Genomic DNA, 13714 nt, shown 5'->3' with positions numbered 1-13714 from the left:
GGGCGTCAAGGTACGCCGGGCGGTTCCCCATGCCTGCCCGGGTCCCGCGCCCTGGTGCGCGCCGCCGTCGTACCTTCCCTGCGACTCGCCCGCTCCGTTTCGCTGCGCATATTCCCCTGCGCAGCCATATACCGGGCGCGTCATGGAATGTGGGGATCGAGGACGAAGCAGCGCGTCACGAATGGTTCTCCACATACCGGCCCCGGCCCCTCCCTCAGTGCTGCGCGCGGCTGGCACCGTTGGCCTATGCCGGATCTTCCACCGCTCCTGTTGGCCCGCGACCGCATCCTTCATGGGCTGACCCCGAACGAGCTGGCCGGACGGGTTAAGGCGGGCACCCTGGTCCGCGTCCGGCACGGCATCTACACCGACGGTGCCGCATGGCGGAAGCTGAAGCCCTGGGAGCAGTACCGCCTCCGCGTCCAGGCAGCTGCGGAAATGTTCGAGAAGCCCACCATCTTTTCCCGGCACTCAGCGGCCAGCGTGTGGGGCATTCCGACGGTCGGCCAGCACCAGCCGGTCCAGGCACTGACGTTAAAGAACGACGGCGGCCGCTCGCGTGCAGGAGTCAGCCGCCACTTCGCAGCGCCGGCGGGTTTGGAGGTGGTGAGCCGGGAAGGGCTGCTGGTCACCGGCCGCGTCCGCACCGTCCTGGACCTGGCTGCGTTTACGCCCTTCACCGAAGCTGTAGTACCGATGGACCACGTGCTTCGGCCGGACAGCGCCCGGAATCTGCCGGCCGTGACGAAGGCGGATCTGGAGGCCGGGATCGGTTCGAACTATTCCGCTGCTGCCGGCCGGAGGATCCGCGCGGTGCTTGAATTCGCCGATCCTGCTTCGGGCTCAGCCGGTGAATCCCTCAGCCGGGCCGTGATCCACCTGGCCGGCTTCGAAGCGCCGGTCCTCCAACAGGAGATTCGGGACCGGGACGGCCTGGTGGGCTACTCGGACTTTTACTGGAAGCAGTCCAGGGTGGCTGGCGAGTTCGACGGCGAGGAAAAGTACGTCAAGGCCGGGTTCCTTAATGGGCGGTCCGCATCCCAGGTGGTGGTCGCTGAAAAGAACCGCGAAAACCGGATCCGCTCCACGGGAGTGCACGTTGTGCGCTGGGACTGGGCCGACCTCATGCAGCCAGGGACGCTGGAACGAAAGCTGGCAGCGGCAGGCGTGGCCCGGCGTCGGACGCGTTCTGCCGTTTCCGACGCGCACATCCGATCATGACGCGCATGTTCCCTGGCGCGAGTGCTATTTCGGTGGCGACACGGAATATGCGCAGCGCGGGCTGTTGGCCCGGACGAGGCCTAATGCCCGGAATCTGCCGTACCGGACGCGGCCCATCCGTTCCTGGTGAGGGATTTCAAGGCCTGGGCCGAGAACTCGTCGGCCATGGCTGCGTCACGCACCCAGCTGGTGGCAAGCGCGGCCAGGAAGAGGTCCCGCCCCCGCACCTCGGCCCGCGCGGTGCCCTCTTTCTGGGCCGCCAGCAGGAACTCGTCGGTAGTGGTGATATACCCCTGGCAGGTCATGCCCAGCGGAGAGGTTTCCGTGGTGGTCGCCGTCCGCAGCGGTTCAGGCAACCCATCGAACGCTCCGGCCCAGCCGATTAGGGCATCAAGCCACTGTTCAAGCCTGCTGGCGGCACCTGCCGGTTCGGCACGAATGGCATCCCGCCGCTTCACGAGCTCCTCGTCGCGCGCGGTCAGCAGCGCGGCAAGCAACGCCTCCCTGTTGGGGAAGTGACGATACAAAGTCCCGGCGCCGACGCCGGCTTTTTTGGCGATCGCGTCCAGCGACCCTGAAACCCCGTGCTCGGAAAAGTATTGTGCCGCGGTATCGAGGATGTGGTCCCTGTTGCGCTGCGCGTCAGCCCGGGGGCCGCGGCCTTTGCCAGGTGCCGTTGTGGACATGATTCACCCTTACATTGACAAAACGGAGACATCCTCCGTATGGTTTTTTCCTAAGAGGAGACTATCTCCTTTTATCTCCAGTGTCATATGCCAGAGGCCGTGACCCGGAACTCCCTCCCCTTGATTTGCAGCCAAAGGATCTCCTCATGTCCCCTTCCCCTGACACTCGCATGCTCCTGGCATTGCAGGTAGCCAACGGCTATGGGGCCCAGCCCGGCGCATGGCGCATGCCCGGGGTGGATCCCTCAAGCTACGTCGATATGGATGTCCTGGTGCGGCACGCCCAGGCCGCCGAGCGGGGAAAAATCCAGCTGATTTTCCTCGCTGACACCCCTGTTCTCGATGTGGACCTGGAGCGCGAGGCACCCCATCACGCCATTGACCCCCTTGTGGTGCTCACGTCGATCGCCCGCGGGACGGAGCGGATCGGCCTCGTGGCCACGAGTTCGACGACGTTGAATGAGCCGTTCACCATCGCCCGGCAGTTCAAGGCACTGGATGTGGCCAGCCGCGGCCGTGCCGGCTGGAATGCGGTTCCCACCTCACATCCTGATGCGGCGGCCAATTATGGCATCACCCTGCCGCCACGGGAACAGAAGTACGAACGCGTGCACGAGGTGGTCCAGGTTGTCCAGGCACTCTGGGGAAGCTGGGGTATCGACGCCTGGGTCCGCGATGTCGAGGGCAAAAGGTTCGCCGACATGTCCCGAATCCAGCCAGTGAACCTGCGGGGCCGCCACGTGTCCTCAGCCGGACCGCTGCCCATTCCCCCGTCGGAGCAGGGACAGCCGGTGATTTTCCAGGCCGGCGGCGGCGCTCACGGCTTGGAGGTCGCTGCCCGCTACGCAAGCGGTGTGTACGCAAATCCCTTCACGATCGAAGAAGGACGGGCGCACAGGGATGCACTGCGGGCAGCCGCTGAACGGGCGGGCCGGAACCCGGACGAGGTGAAGCTCTTTGCGGGATTCATGCCCAGCGTGGCCTCGTCCCGGCGCGCTGCCCTTGACCGGCGGCAGAAGCTTGACGAGTCAGTCGATCTCAACCAGCGGGTCCGTTACCTGGGTGCGATGATCGGCCTGTCCCTCTCCCCGGATCAGCTCGATCAGCCCCTGACCACGCAGCAGCTTGCCTCTGCGCATCCCAGCACGGGTGACCCGCGGTCCCGCCGCGCGCTTGAGGTAGCGCGGGAGGGCTGGACACTGCGGGACGTACTGGCGCACGGCGTCATTGACTACCACCCCGTCGTGCCGGGTACCGCCGCTGACGTCGCGGACCACATGCAGGAATGGTTTGAAGCCGGCGCCTGCGACGGGTTCTCCCTGGCCATCGACGTCTACGCCGACGGGATCGACGCATTCGTGGACCAGGTCGTTCCGCTGCTGCAGGAACGGGGCCTGTTCCACCACGACTACGAGGGAACCACCCTCCGCGACCATCTCGGCGCCCCGGCACAATACGGCCCGGACCCGCGCCTTTCCTGATCTTTTCCTACCCACCCCTCACTTTTCGGAGAACGCACCACCATGGCCTTGAACGCCACAACTACACACCACCCCGGAAACCCCCGCGCCCACGAACGGCTGGCACCGGGGAACGCGCTCGTCATCGGCCTGCTGATGGTCTCGACCTTCCTCGTCCTCCTCAACGAGATGCTGCTAGGCGTAGCGCTACCCACCCTCATATCGAGCCTGGAGATCACCCCGTCAGCCGGGCAATGGCTGACCACGGGCTACCTGCTGACCCTGGCGGTGCTGATCCCGGCAACCGGATTCGTGATGCGCCGCTTCCACCTGCGGACAATCTATCTCAGCGCAATGGTGCTGTTCATCATCGGCACGGCCGTCGCGGCGGCAGCCCCGGGATTCGGCATCCTGCTCACCGGCCGCATCATCCAGGCCGCGGGAACGGCCGTGTTCGTGCCGCTGCTCATGACCACCGCGATGCGCCTTGTCCCCGAATCACGCCGCGGGTCCATCATGGCGATAGTCACCGCTGTCCCGGCCATCGCACCTGCCCTGGGCCCGGCCATCTCCGGGCTGGTGCTGTCCTACCTGCCCTGGCGTTGGCTTTTCATCCTCGTCCTGCCGATCGCCGTGGCCGCTCTTGTTCTCGGCGCAGCCAAGCTGAAAAACATCACAACACCGGAGCCGGTAACGCTTGATCTTGCCTCCCTCGCGCTATCCGCTGCCGGATTCGGCGCTCTGGTCTACGGACTGGCAAGCATCGGAGAATCTGTATCAGGACACGCCCCGGTGCCGCCTCATCTCCCCATCGCAGTAGGCGTTGCCGGTGTGGCTGCCTTCGTCTTCCGTCAGATCGCCCTGCGACGACGCGGCGACGCGCTGCTGGACATGCGGATCTTCCGCACCAAATCCTTCGTCATGCCCCTGGCCGTGATGCTCTTCATCGCCCTCAACGGGTTCGGCATCCTCATCATCCTTCCCCTGGTCCTCACCGGAGCCCTGGGATTGGGGACCATGGCCATCGGGCTCTTCCTGGTGCCCGGCGGAGCGGTCATCTCCTTGGTTTCCGCCCTTGGAGGACGGGCCTACGACCGCTTCGGACCGCGGCCCCTGGTGCTCCCCGGAGCGGTTGTCTGGACGGCGAGTATCTGGTTCCTCAGCACACTCAATGAGACCAGCGGCGTCTTCATCTACCTGGCGGCCTACCTCGTTATGTCCGCAGCCCAGGCCATGATGTGGGCTCCACTGACCACCTTGGCCCTGTCATCACTGCCGGCAGACCTCTACCCGCACGGCAGCGCCGCCTTCACCACAGCACAGCAGCTGGCAGGGGCGGCCGGGGGCGCCGTACTCGTCTCGGCCTACACCATCGGATCCAACTCACTGCGCGCCGGGGTTCTCAGCGTCACCGAGACGGTCTCCGCAGGACAAGCCGCCTTCACCACAGCCGGAATTCTCGCATTCGGTGCACTGCTCGGCGCGCTCTTCATCACCAAACACCGGAATCCACCCGAAAGCCCCACCTCGGATGCGGCGGACGAACTGCCCGCAACGGTCGTCGCCTAATGCCGGCGGAACTGGACGCGAAGGAGTTTAAGACCGTCTTCCGCCACCATGCTGCCGCCGTAGCCGTCGTGACGTTGATCGGCCCGTCTGGTCCCGTGGGATTCACCGCAACGTCAGTCACGTCCGTTTCTGCTGACCCGCCGGTGCTGGCCTTCTCGGTCAGCGCGTCGTCGTCGTCATGGCCGGCACTGGCCATCACGGACACTGTCGTGGTTAATTTCCTCGCCCACAACCAGGCCGACGTGGCCGCAAGGTTCGCGACTCCCGGCATTGACCGGTTCGCTGCCGGCGGCTGGTTCCCGCTCCCCACCGGTGAACCAGCGTTGGAGGACACCCGGGCCAACGTACGGGCCCGCATCCTTGACCGCGTTCCGGCCGGAAGCAGCTATATCCTCACACTGCAGGCCCTGGACTACAACTACCCCCAACCTGCAGCCGGGCCACTCCTCTATCTCAACGGAACCTACCACCGGCTGCCAGAGACCAAAGCACAAGTTCCACACCATCTCCACTGAAAGGCATCACATGAAAATCGGCATCCTTGGCGCCGGGTCAATCGGATCGGCCCTCGCCCGCAAGCTCAGCGCTGCAGGACACGACATCCAAATCGCCAACTCCCGGGGCCCGCACACCATCGATCCCGGGATTGTGGCCTCCGGCGCCCGGGCAGTCGAAGCCACCGACGTCATCACCGGTATCGAGGCCCTCGTCATCTCCGTGCCCCTCAGCAGCGTGCCTGCGATCAAGGCCCTCATCGCAGACCTGCCGGACGAGGTAGCCGTCATCGATACCTCAAACTACTACCCGCTCCGCGATGGGCAGATCCAGGCCCTCGACGACGGCCAGGTTGAAAGCGTATGGGTCACCGAACAGCTGGGCCGGCCCGTGGCAAAAGCGTGGAATGCCATCCTCGCCGGATCCCTCGAGACTAAGGGAACGGAAGCAGCGACGCCCGGCCGGGTGGCGATACCGGTGGCCGGCGACCGTGAGGTTGATAAGGCCGTGGCGATGACCCTGGTGGAAGCTACCGGTTTCGACGCGGTTGACGCCGGTAGCCTCGGCGACTCCTGGCGTCAGCAGCCCGGAGCCCCCGCCTACTGCACCGACCTCACCCGCCAGGAATTGGCGGCAGCACTTCGGGCCGCCCGAAAGGACCGGGTTCCCCAGCGCAGGGACGTTGCCATGGCTACGATCACGGAGAAGATCGAGGGCGGCGCGACCCTCACATCCGATGACCTCGTCGAACTCAACCGGAGCACCTACAACTGACCAAAACAGCCGGCTCCGGAGTTTCCGACAACAAGTCCTGACCACCAGGGCAGGGCGTCAGCCCTGGCGCGCCTTCATCCGGGGATTCTTCTTGTTGATGACGAACGTGCGGTCGAGCTCCATGCACTGCTGTCCCTGCCGGTGGGCCGGCAGATGTCCGCCGGGCTTGTTGGTGGACAGTGTCCGGCGGCACCGGCAGACTGGAGGACCAGGTACTCAGGATCGTCACCGGGAGAGGACCCGATGGAGCACCTCAGCCGCTTCGCGAATGAATTCGTTAGGGCGCTGAGGAACCTTCTGCCTATCGTTGCCGTGGTTGTGGTGTTCCAGCTGTTCGTCTTCCGCACGGTGCCCGATGATCCGCTGGAGCTGGTGGCCGGCCTTCTGATCGTGGCCGCCGGGATTGCGGTGTTCCTGCAGGGCCTGGACCTGAGCATATTTCCGGTAGGGAAGAACCTGGCCAACCAGTTCGTGCGGAGCGGCGCCCTGGGGTTGCTGCTGCCTTTCGGCTTCGCGATCGGCTTCGCCGCCTCAATCGCCGAACCCGCCGTCATCGCCGTCGCCCAGCAGGCCCAACTGGTGAGCGGGGGACGCATCAACGGGCTGGCCCTGCGCCTAGTCATCGCCGTCTCCGTGGGACTGGTCCTCGTCCTGGGCATCCTCAGGGTCCTGTGGGGCTGGCCCATTTACAGGCTGCTGATCGCCGGCTACGCGGTGGCGCTGACTCTCACGTTCATGGCACCTCCTGAAATCATCGGCCTGGCCTACGATTCCGGCGGCGTCACCACCAACATCGTGAGCGTGCCCCTCATCGCCGCCATCGGGCTGGGGCTGGCCAATTCGATCCGCGGGCGCAGCGTGCTGGCCGACGGGTTCGGCCTGGTGGCGCTGTGCGTGATGGTGCCCATGATCGGCGTGCAGCTGTACGGGACGTGGGTGTACTCCTTCGGCGGTGCCGGTGACATCCCTGCACAGGTCACTGAGGACGGGCCTTCCGACTGGGTCGTGGGGATGATCCTGGGGCTGGCATCTATGATCCGCGAAGTCCTGCCGATCGTGGGTGTGGTCCTGTTCTTCCAGTACGTTGCGTTGCGGCGCAGGCTCGCCCACCCCTTGCGGGTGGTGGTGGGCTTTGTCATGGTCCTGGTGGGCCTCTATGCCTTCGTTGTGGGCCTCAAGCTCGGGTTGTTCCCGCTCGGCACGCTGATGGCGGAACAACTGATTGAGCAGGGGGTCCCGGCGTTGATCCTGCTCTTCGCGGTGCTCATCGGTTTCGCCGTGACCATGGCCGAACCGGCCCTGGTGGCCATCGGCGAGCAGGCCGAGGACTCTTCCCCGGGGCGGATCAGCGCGACCACCATCCGGATCATTGTGGCGCTTGGGGTTGGCCTTGGCATCGGTTTCGGGGTCTACCGGATCCTGGTGGGCGGTCCGTTCCACTACTTCATAGCGGCGGCCTACGCGGTGGCGATGGTGCTGGTATTTTTTGCCCCCAGGTACATCATCGCCCTGGCCTTCGACCTCGGCGGAGTAACGACATCCGAGGTGACTGTACCCCTGGTGACGGCCCTGGGCATCGGCCTGGCGGCCGCTGTGGAGGGCCGGAATGTCCTGATCGACGGCTTCGGGCTGATCGCCTACGCCTCGATCTTCCCTGTCATAGCCGTCATGGTGTATGCCATGGTGATGGAGAGATTTCCCCGCCTAAGGAGGGAACCGGCATGAAGTTCACGGCAATCATTGTGATCGCACCCGATGACCTGGAAGACAAGGTCATCGATCGCGCCCAACGGGCAGGCGCCACCGGCGTGACAATCCTCCCGGGCAAGGGCATCGGGGGCGAAGCCAGGAAAACGTTCTTTGGCCTGACCTTCGAGGGCAGCCAGTCCGTGCTGCTGATGGTGGTTGGCCAGCACCTGAGCGCGCCGATCCTCAAGGAGCTGCATCAGGTCCTGGTCAGGGGCACCGAGTCCCGGGGCCTGGCGTTCGCCATCCCGATCGAGCACCTCACCGGGATCGAGATGCGCCAGGTGGTCAGGTTCGAAGAGCACCTGCGCCGCACCGAGACCTGAACCCAGGCCCCCGGAGGCCCCTGCTACGAGGAGGAACAATGCTCACCGTCAAAGACGTAATGGTCCCCGAGGTCGTCACGATCTCGCCCTACAGCACCCTTCGCGAAGCGCTGTCCATGATGAAGGAACGCCAGGTCAAGAGCCTGGTGGTGGAACGGCAGCACGCCCATGACGCCTACGGCATGCTCAGCTACAGGGAACTGCTGGACACCGTGGTGGCGCAGGAAGGCGACGTGGACCTGCTGAACGTCTACGACGCCGCCACGATCCCTGCGATCACAGTGAACGAAGACCTTTCGGTGCGCCAGGCGGCCGCCCTGATGAGCCGCTACCAGCTCAGCCGCCTGGTGGTGGTGGAGGGCAACCAGCTTGTGGGACTGCTGGCGATGAACGATATCCTTGCCCGGATGATGGAGGATTTGATCTGACGTGCTCAGGCCACGTCGATGAAAACCGGGTTGGCGTAGAACCACGTGTCTGACCAAGGATCGGCATCGCCGAGGTTGTTGCCGTGGCGCAAGGGCCCCGCGGGATCTACGGCAGTTCCGTAGTAGCCCGCACCGTGCCGGTTGCCGTCGCTGCCGCGGAGGCGGAAGTAGCAGGATTCCTGCACGTCCTTAAGCACGTGGCTGATGGTGAACGTACCGATGCGGCCGGACACGTCAATCTGCTTCCAGACGGTGGTTTCCGGAGCCCGCATCATGTCGCGGTCTGCCGCCGGGCCGGTCACCGGACCGCCAATGACATCCACGTGGGCCAGCTTGGGCAGGACGCCCGCGAAGTTGCGGTAGTCCGTCGTCGTAATGGTGATGGAAATTTCGACGTCGGCACCCCGCCTTACGTTGAGCCGGGAACCCAACGTGACGCCATTGCGCCCGTTGCCGTTGCCGCGCGCCTCACGCACCCGTACCTCCAGGCCCTGCAGCAGGTGTCCGTGGTCCACCCACATCCGTCCCTGCCGCATGGCATCCAGCACACCTGTGTAGGAACGCTCGGTGACGCCGGTGTGAAGGCGGCTGAACTGGCCGGGCCAGTAGTCGCTGCCGCCCTGCTTTTCGCCCGCGTCATACGGGTCCGGCCGCTTGCCGGTCACGGACCAGCGGTCGAATTCGTTGGGCAGGCTGAGGTAGGGCTCCTCGGCCGGGTAGGGACCGGTCTTCCAGGTGTCCTTCACCGTCAGGTGGTTGTCCGAGTTCGCGGTGATCCAGAACGGGAGCCCCTCGGCCAGCATGGAGTCCCACACGCCGCCGACGGTGGCGGTGGCCCAGTCGAATCCGCCGTACGGACGGAAGGCGTCCGCGGGATATCCCGGGAAGCTGAACTGGGTGGGGTTGTTGGTGTATTCACCGCGCTGGTCCCCCGCCCTTGCGAACTGGCTGACCCCGGAGCCCTGCGCTCCCGGGGCGCCTTCCATCCCGATCATCACCTCGCGGGCGGCATCGCGCCAGGCGCGCAGTTCGTGCGGCGAATCGATGCCCAAACGCAGGGGGTGGTTGGCGAGGGCCACGACGTCGTCGATATACCCGGAGCGGCGCTGTTCCGCCAGCCAGGCGATGGCTTCCACAGCTTTCCGTTCGAACGTTTCCACCTGCGCGGTTCCCGGGGCCGGCTTCTCCCATTGGTTCAGTTTGCCGTCCCAGACAAGTTCGAAGGTCCTCAGCAAGTTCACCTCGTTGGGTCCCGGAGCCACCAGGACGGAGGCGTGCTCGGCACCAGGGATGTACCATTCGAGCCCTTGGAAGATCAGCAGGTCCGGACGTGCAGCACGCTGGGCCTGGATCTCCTTGTTGGAGTTGACTGCGCCGCCGTTATTGGCGTGGCCGAAGTTGCTGTGCTCCGTCAGCGCCAGCCAGTCAACGCCATATGACGCAGCGGCATCCAGCTGCTGTTTGATCAGGTACTTGGCGTCGTGGCTGTACTGGGTATGAACGTGGTGGTCTCCCACGAGCCACGTCAGCTGCGGATCATTACCGCCGGGATTGGCCGCGGCCGGCCTTGCCATTGCGGCCGAAGCTGCCGTGCCAGCAGCCAGGATGCCTGCGGATTGCAGGATCCGCCGCCGGCTCAATCCCATGCTGTGCAGCTCGGCGTCAGCCAGGTCCCTGCTACGGCCGGCCGTCCTTGTTTCTTCATCTGCGGTGCACATTGCGTTCCCTTTTGTTGATTCCGATTCCCGGGAACAGTAGAAGGGCAGGGTGGCAGGAAGGTTAACGGTGCGGGAACGGTATACGGGGAACTGTGGAGCCGGGATGGCGCCGGGGTTGGCGATTTCCCACAGATACCACCACAGTAGAACTCATGGATTCTTTTACCGCGTCGCACGAAAGCGGGGTTCTGCGGCTGCAGTGGCGGTCGGGAGTTTTTGTCACTTACGAAACTGCAGTCCAGGCTGCCCGCACCCTTGAGGGACTCGCCGCCGGCCAGACCCTGCCCATTCTGGTGGATATCACCGGTGTAACCGGATTGAGCCCCGAAGCAAGGGCCGGGATGATCGCCTACCGCGGCTTCTCCGTGGTGGCACTCGTGGGTGACCACCCCATGGGCACCGTGCTCGGAGCGTTCGCGCGGCAGTCCCCCACTCCCTCCGCGTACTTCACCAACCAGCCGGACGCCCTTCAATGGCTCGCTGAGCAGGCCGGGCACGCCATGGCACCCGGCAGCGCCCCGCGGACGGGTGTTTAGGGCACGCTGTGGAAGATGGTCTTGAGGAAACCAGCGGCATCATCGAGCTTTCCGGGCAGGTCCTGTGCATGCGGTGGAATCCCGGTGCTGTGGTCAGGGAACGCGACGCGAAGGCCCTGATGCACCGCGCCACCGTCCTCAGTGCAGGACGGACCCTGCCGCTGCTGGTGGAAATGACCGGCATGACGTGGATCGACAGGCGAGCGCAGGAAGCCTTTGCCTCTTCGTGGCCGCTCGCCCGGGCGGCAATTGTCGGCACCTCCCCTGTGGACGAAGCCATTGCCGGCTTCTACATGGCACGGCACCACCCTGCCCACCCCACCCGGTTCTTCACGTCGAAGGATGAGGCGCTGGCATGGCTGTCCGAGGATCCGGCCCTGCCTTAGCCGCGAAGCAGCACATCCCCCCGGTTCCGGCAGCCATCAACGGATCCACCGCCCTTTTCCTCTCGAAACGTCCAGGCCTACGATGAAGTCCTCGCGGCCTTTTCGCAGGAAGAGCAGCCGGAGGCATAAGAGCTGACATCAGAAAGGACACTGGCACCATGGCAGAAACTCCGAACCCGATCCAGATCCAAAAGTTCCTTGGCGGCGTGGATTACCCCGCAACCCGCGAAGCATTGTTGTCCAGCGCAAAGGACTCCGGCGCTGACAGCAACGTGATGGAGGCCCTTGAGGCCATCCCGGACAAGGAGTACGACAGCCCCACGGCCGTCAGCTCAGCCGTTTCCGACAGCAACTGACCCGGCAGCCCTGAATCCGCCAGGACAGCTCCGCAACCCGGCTGCCCCGGCGGAAGCCCGCTCCAGCCACGGCACCGCAAGAGCCTGCCGTGGCTAGAGTGGAGGCTGACGGAAGGCAGTGACCATGACCGAAGAGACGGACACCGGCTTGGCCGGCACCATCCTGGCCGGGCGCTACCGGGTGGGCGAAGTGCTGGGCCACGGCGGGATGGGAAGCGTCTACCGGGGCACCGACCAGGTCCTGGACCGGGATGTGGCGCTGAAGATCTTCCGCGACGACGTCAGAGACCCCGAGGAACTCGCCCGGCAGCAGTCCGAAGCCCGGATGCTTGCGCAGCTGAACCACCACGGCCTGGTCACGCTCTTCGATACCGGGACCCTGCATCGAGGCCAGCGCGAGGTTCCCTTCCTGGTGATGGAGCTCGTTTCCGGAACCGACCTCCGGCGGCAGCTGGCAGCCGGCCCGCTGACGGGCAAAGAGGCAGCGCGGCTGGGAGCTGAGCTGGCCGAGGCCCTGCACTACATCCACCACCGCGGCGTTGTGCATCGCGACGTCAAGCCGGCCAACATCCTGCTGACCCGCTACGGGCCGGACGACCCGCTCAGGCCCAAACTCGCTGATTTTGGCATTGCAAGAATGCTCGACGGCGCCCGGCTCACCGCCACCAACATGGTCCCCGGAACAGCCGCCTACCTCAGCCCGGAGCAGGCACGCGGGGATACAGTGGGGCCGCCGGCGGACATCTACTCCCTGGGCCTGGTGCTGCTGGAGGCCCTCACCGGAACGGTGGCTTTCCCCGGACCGCCCCTGGAAGCCGCCGTGGCCCGGCTTTCCCGGAATCCAGTCATTCCTGATTCCCTGGGCCCCCAGTGGAAAGCACTGCTGGCCGGCATGACAGCGCGGGACCCGCAGGACAGGCCCGACGCCGGAAGCGTCGCCAGGACACTGGGTGCCGCCGCCGACTGGAGCCTCCCGGCCCGGGAAGCTGGTGAGGCACACACCTCCCTGATGCCGCCCAATCCGCCCACCCGGGTTTTGGCCGCAAGCACGGGCGGGACCCGGGTGGTTGGGAGTCCACAGGCACCACAGGCAACGCCGGCACCACAGGGACAGCCGGCACCGCAGGGATCGCAACTGCCCGCCCTTCCCGACAGCCAGGCAACCAACGCCACATCCTGGCAGCCCGCCCCAAGCATGCCGTCCCGTGATCCCGTCCCGCATAGGCCGGCGCGTGCCCCGGCCCGGGCACAGCCGAAACCTGCCCGACAGCGGACGCCGGCGAAACCGGGCCGAAGCCGCCGGCTGTGGCTCCTGGCCGCCGTCGCCGTCGTCGTCGTCGTCGTGCTGATCCTCGCCGGAGTCCTGCTGGCCTCCATGCAGCGGCCCTCGCCCGCGCCGGTGGATCCCGGTCCGGCCATCCCAGGACAGCTGGGCGAGCACTTCAAGGAACTGGAAGAAAGCGTCAGGCCATGAACCCGTCTCCCCTCCACAGGCTCCTGGCCGGAGTCCTGGCCGCGCTGCTGGGTACAGCACTGCTGGCCGGCTGCTCCGCTCCCCGTGACCTGGATGATGCCGTGGCCAGCCAACTCCAGACGCGCGTGGCTGCCGCAAAGCAACTGGCAACAGCCCAGGACTTCCCCGCAGCGCTCGCCGAGCTACAGCAGCTGAACCAGGAGGTGGCTGCGGCCTCGGACCAGGGCAAAGTGTCCCAGGAACGCAAAACGCGGATTGAAACCGCCATCAGCACCATCCGCGCCGAGCTGGAGGCAGCCGTGGCGCCCGCTCCCCAGCCTGCCCCGTCAGCGCCGTCAGCCCCGTCAGCCCCCGAGCCCAACCGCCCGCTGACGGAGGACGAGAGGAAGCAGCAGGAAGAGGCTGCCAAAGAAGCCGAAAAACAGCTCGAAGAGGCCCAGGAGGAAGCCGAAAAGCAGCGCGAGGAAGCCGAGAAGGACAAAGGAAAGGGCAAGGACTAAACCGTCCACCGCCACAAACACTGGCCCCGGCCCGTCCAC

Annotated in this window: 16 protein-coding genes; 13 read left to right on the top strand and 3 right to left on the bottom strand. The window is 65.6% G+C overall.

Annotated features, from left to right (window positions below; all coding sequences use genetic code 11):
• The first annotated feature begins 246 nt into the window (after positions 1–246).
• A complete protein-coding gene (locus CXX84_RS17325) occupies positions 247–1221 on the top strand; it encodes a hypothetical protein (protein ID WP_102977960.1) in 975 nt (324 codons plus the stop codon).
• 80 nt (positions 1222–1301) lie between these two features.
• On the opposite strand, the gene CXX84_RS17320 is transcribed toward CXX84_RS17325, so the two are convergent.
• Positions 1302–1907: a TetR/AcrR family transcriptional regulator gene (locus CXX84_RS17320; RefSeq protein WP_102977959.1), complete on the bottom strand. Its 606-nt coding sequence runs from the start codon at positions 1905–1907 to the stop codon at positions 1302–1304.
• A 146-nt stretch (positions 1908–2053) separates the two neighbouring features.
• Between CXX84_RS17320 and CXX84_RS17315 the strand changes: the two genes are divergently transcribed.
• The 4 genes from CXX84_RS17315 to CXX84_RS17300 are packed head-to-tail and all read left to right on the top strand — an operon-like array spanning position 2054 to position 6205.
• The gene (locus tag CXX84_RS17315) at positions 2054–3388 is read left to right on the top strand and encodes an NtaA/DmoA family FMN-dependent monooxygenase (RefSeq protein WP_102977958.1); all 1335 of its coding nucleotides are present in this window, start codon (positions 2054–2056) and stop codon (positions 3386–3388) included.
• A 48-nt stretch (positions 3389–3436) separates the two neighbouring features.
• Positions 3437–4936, top strand: coding sequence for a DHA2 family efflux MFS transporter permease subunit (locus CXX84_RS17310; RefSeq protein WP_189337640.1), 1500 nt, complete (start codon positions 3437–3439; stop codon positions 4934–4936).
• Positions 4936–5451 carry a flavin reductase family protein gene (locus CXX84_RS17305; RefSeq protein WP_102977956.1) on the top strand — a complete coding sequence of 172 codons (516 nt, stop codon included), beginning with the start codon at positions 4936–4938 and terminating at the stop codon, positions 5449–5451. The genes CXX84_RS17310 and CXX84_RS17305 overlap by 1 nt, the downstream gene beginning before the upstream one ends.
• Positions 5452–5461: 10 nt before the next feature.
• Positions 5462–6205, top strand: coding sequence for an NADPH-dependent F420 reductase (locus CXX84_RS17300; RefSeq protein ID WP_102977955.1), 744 nt, complete (start codon positions 5462–5464; stop codon positions 6203–6205).
• A gap of 57 nt (positions 6206–6262) precedes the next feature.
• Here CXX84_RS17300 and CXX84_RS19565 read toward each other — a convergent pair whose 3' ends face one another.
• Positions 6263–6328, bottom strand: coding sequence for a 50S ribosomal protein L36 (locus tag CXX84_RS19565; protein WP_411266226.1), 66 nt, complete (start codon positions 6326–6328; stop codon positions 6263–6265).
• A gap of 120 nt (positions 6329–6448) precedes the next feature.
• On the opposite strand from CXX84_RS19565, the gene CXX84_RS17290 reads away from it, so the two are divergent.
• Genes CXX84_RS17290 through CXX84_RS17280 form a run of 3 tightly spaced genes read left to right on the top strand, consistent with a single transcriptional unit; the run spans position 6449 to position 8705 of the window.
• Positions 6449–7930, top strand: coding sequence for a DUF1538 domain-containing protein (locus CXX84_RS17290; RefSeq protein ID WP_102977954.1), 1482 nt, complete (start codon positions 6449–6451; stop codon positions 7928–7930).
• On the top strand, positions 7927–8277 hold the full coding sequence (locus CXX84_RS17285) for a P-II family nitrogen regulator (protein WP_102977953.1): 351 nt from the start codon (positions 7927–7929) through the stop codon (positions 8275–8277). Before CXX84_RS17290 ends, CXX84_RS17285 begins: the two co-directional genes overlap by 4 nt.
• Positions 8278–8315: 38 nt before the next feature.
• Positions 8316–8705 carry a CBS domain-containing protein gene (locus tag CXX84_RS17280; RefSeq protein ID WP_102977952.1) on the top strand — a complete coding sequence of 130 codons (390 nt, stop codon included), beginning with the start codon at positions 8316–8318 and terminating at the stop codon, positions 8703–8705.
• 5 nt (positions 8706–8710) lie between these two features.
• Here the strand turns inward: CXX84_RS17280 and CXX84_RS17275 are convergent, their stop codons facing one another.
• Entirely contained in the window at positions 8711–10423 is a 1713-nt protein-coding gene (locus CXX84_RS17275) for a PHP domain-containing protein (protein ID WP_102977951.1), read from the bottom strand.
• Between the two features lie 152 nt (positions 10424–10575).
• Here CXX84_RS17275 and CXX84_RS17270 point away from each other — a divergent pair, with 152 nt between their 5' ends.
• From CXX84_RS17270 to CXX84_RS17250, 5 genes are all read left to right on the top strand, one after another.
• Positions 10576–10959 carry an STAS/SEC14 domain-containing protein gene (locus CXX84_RS17270; RefSeq protein ID WP_102977950.1) on the top strand — a complete coding sequence of 128 codons (384 nt, stop codon included), beginning with the start codon at positions 10576–10578 and terminating at the stop codon, positions 10957–10959.
• A gap of 8 nt (positions 10960–10967) precedes the next feature.
• Positions 10968–11345 carry an STAS/SEC14 domain-containing protein gene (locus CXX84_RS17265; protein ID WP_102977949.1) on the top strand — a complete coding sequence of 126 codons (378 nt, stop codon included), beginning with the start codon at positions 10968–10970 and terminating at the stop codon, positions 11343–11345.
• Between the two features lie 158 nt (positions 11346–11503).
• The gene (locus tag CXX84_RS17260) at positions 11504–11701 is read left to right on the top strand and encodes a DUF2795 domain-containing protein (protein ID WP_102977948.1); all 198 of its coding nucleotides are present in this window, start codon (positions 11504–11506) and stop codon (positions 11699–11701) included.
• A 124-nt stretch (positions 11702–11825) separates the two neighbouring features.
• Positions 11826–13175 (top strand): serine/threonine-protein kinase, encoded by a 1350-nt coding sequence (locus CXX84_RS17255; protein WP_102977947.1) that lies wholly within the window; start codon positions 11826–11828, stop codon positions 13173–13175.
• On the top strand, positions 13172–13675 hold the full coding sequence (locus tag CXX84_RS17250) for a hypothetical protein (protein WP_102977946.1): 504 nt from the start codon (positions 13172–13174) through the stop codon (positions 13673–13675). The genes CXX84_RS17255 and CXX84_RS17250 overlap by 4 nt, the downstream gene beginning before the upstream one ends.
• Positions 13676–13714 lie beyond the last annotated feature (39 nt).

Origin of the sequence: Arthrobacter sp. AFG7.2 (genome assembly GCF_002892835.1) — a bacterium.
Taxonomy (GTDB): domain Bacteria; phylum Actinomycetota; class Actinomycetes; order Actinomycetales; family Micrococcaceae; genus Arthrobacter.
Note: the sequence above shows the minus strand (reverse complement) of the source record. Positions and strands in the feature narration are given on the sequence as shown.

Coding starts and splice junctions, on each gene's coding strand:
- CXX84_RS17315 (WP_102977958.1), top strand. CDS start 2,054: ATGTCCCCTTCCCCTGACACTCGCATGCTCCTGGCATTGCAGGTAGCC.
- CXX84_RS17300 (WP_102977955.1), top strand. CDS start 5,462: ATGAAAATCGGCATCCTTGGCGCCGGGTCAATCGGATCGGCCCTCGCC.
- CXX84_RS17275 (WP_102977951.1), bottom strand. CDS start 10,423: ATGTGCACCGCAGATGAAGAAACAAGGACGGCCGGCCGTAGCAGGGAC.
- CXX84_RS17280 (WP_102977952.1), top strand. CDS start 8,316: ATGCTCACCGTCAAAGACGTAATGGTCCCCGAGGTCGTCACGATCTCG.
- CXX84_RS17270 (WP_102977950.1), top strand. CDS start 10,576: ATGGATTCTTTTACCGCGTCGCACGAAAGCGGGGTTCTGCGGCTGCAG.
- CXX84_RS17320 (WP_102977959.1), bottom strand. CDS start 1,907: ATGTCCACAACGGCACCTGGCAAAGGCCGCGGCCCCCGGGCTGACGCG.
- CXX84_RS17250 (WP_102977946.1), top strand. CDS start 13,172: ATGAACCCGTCTCCCCTCCACAGGCTCCTGGCCGGAGTCCTGGCCGCG.
- CXX84_RS17305 (WP_102977956.1), top strand. CDS start 4,936: ATGCCGGCGGAACTGGACGCGAAGGAGTTTAAGACCGTCTTCCGCCAC.
- CXX84_RS17260 (WP_102977948.1), top strand. CDS start 11,504: ATGGCAGAAACTCCGAACCCGATCCAGATCCAAAAGTTCCTTGGCGGC.
- CXX84_RS17285 (WP_102977953.1), top strand. CDS start 7,927: ATGAAGTTCACGGCAATCATTGTGATCGCACCCGATGACCTGGAAGAC.
- CXX84_RS17325 (WP_102977960.1), top strand. CDS start 247: ATGCCGGATCTTCCACCGCTCCTGTTGGCCCGCGACCGCATCCTTCAT.
- CXX84_RS17290 (WP_102977954.1), top strand. CDS start 6,449: ATGGAGCACCTCAGCCGCTTCGCGAATGAATTCGTTAGGGCGCTGAGG.
- CXX84_RS17255 (WP_102977947.1), top strand. CDS start 11,826: ATGACCGAAGAGACGGACACCGGCTTGGCCGGCACCATCCTGGCCGGG.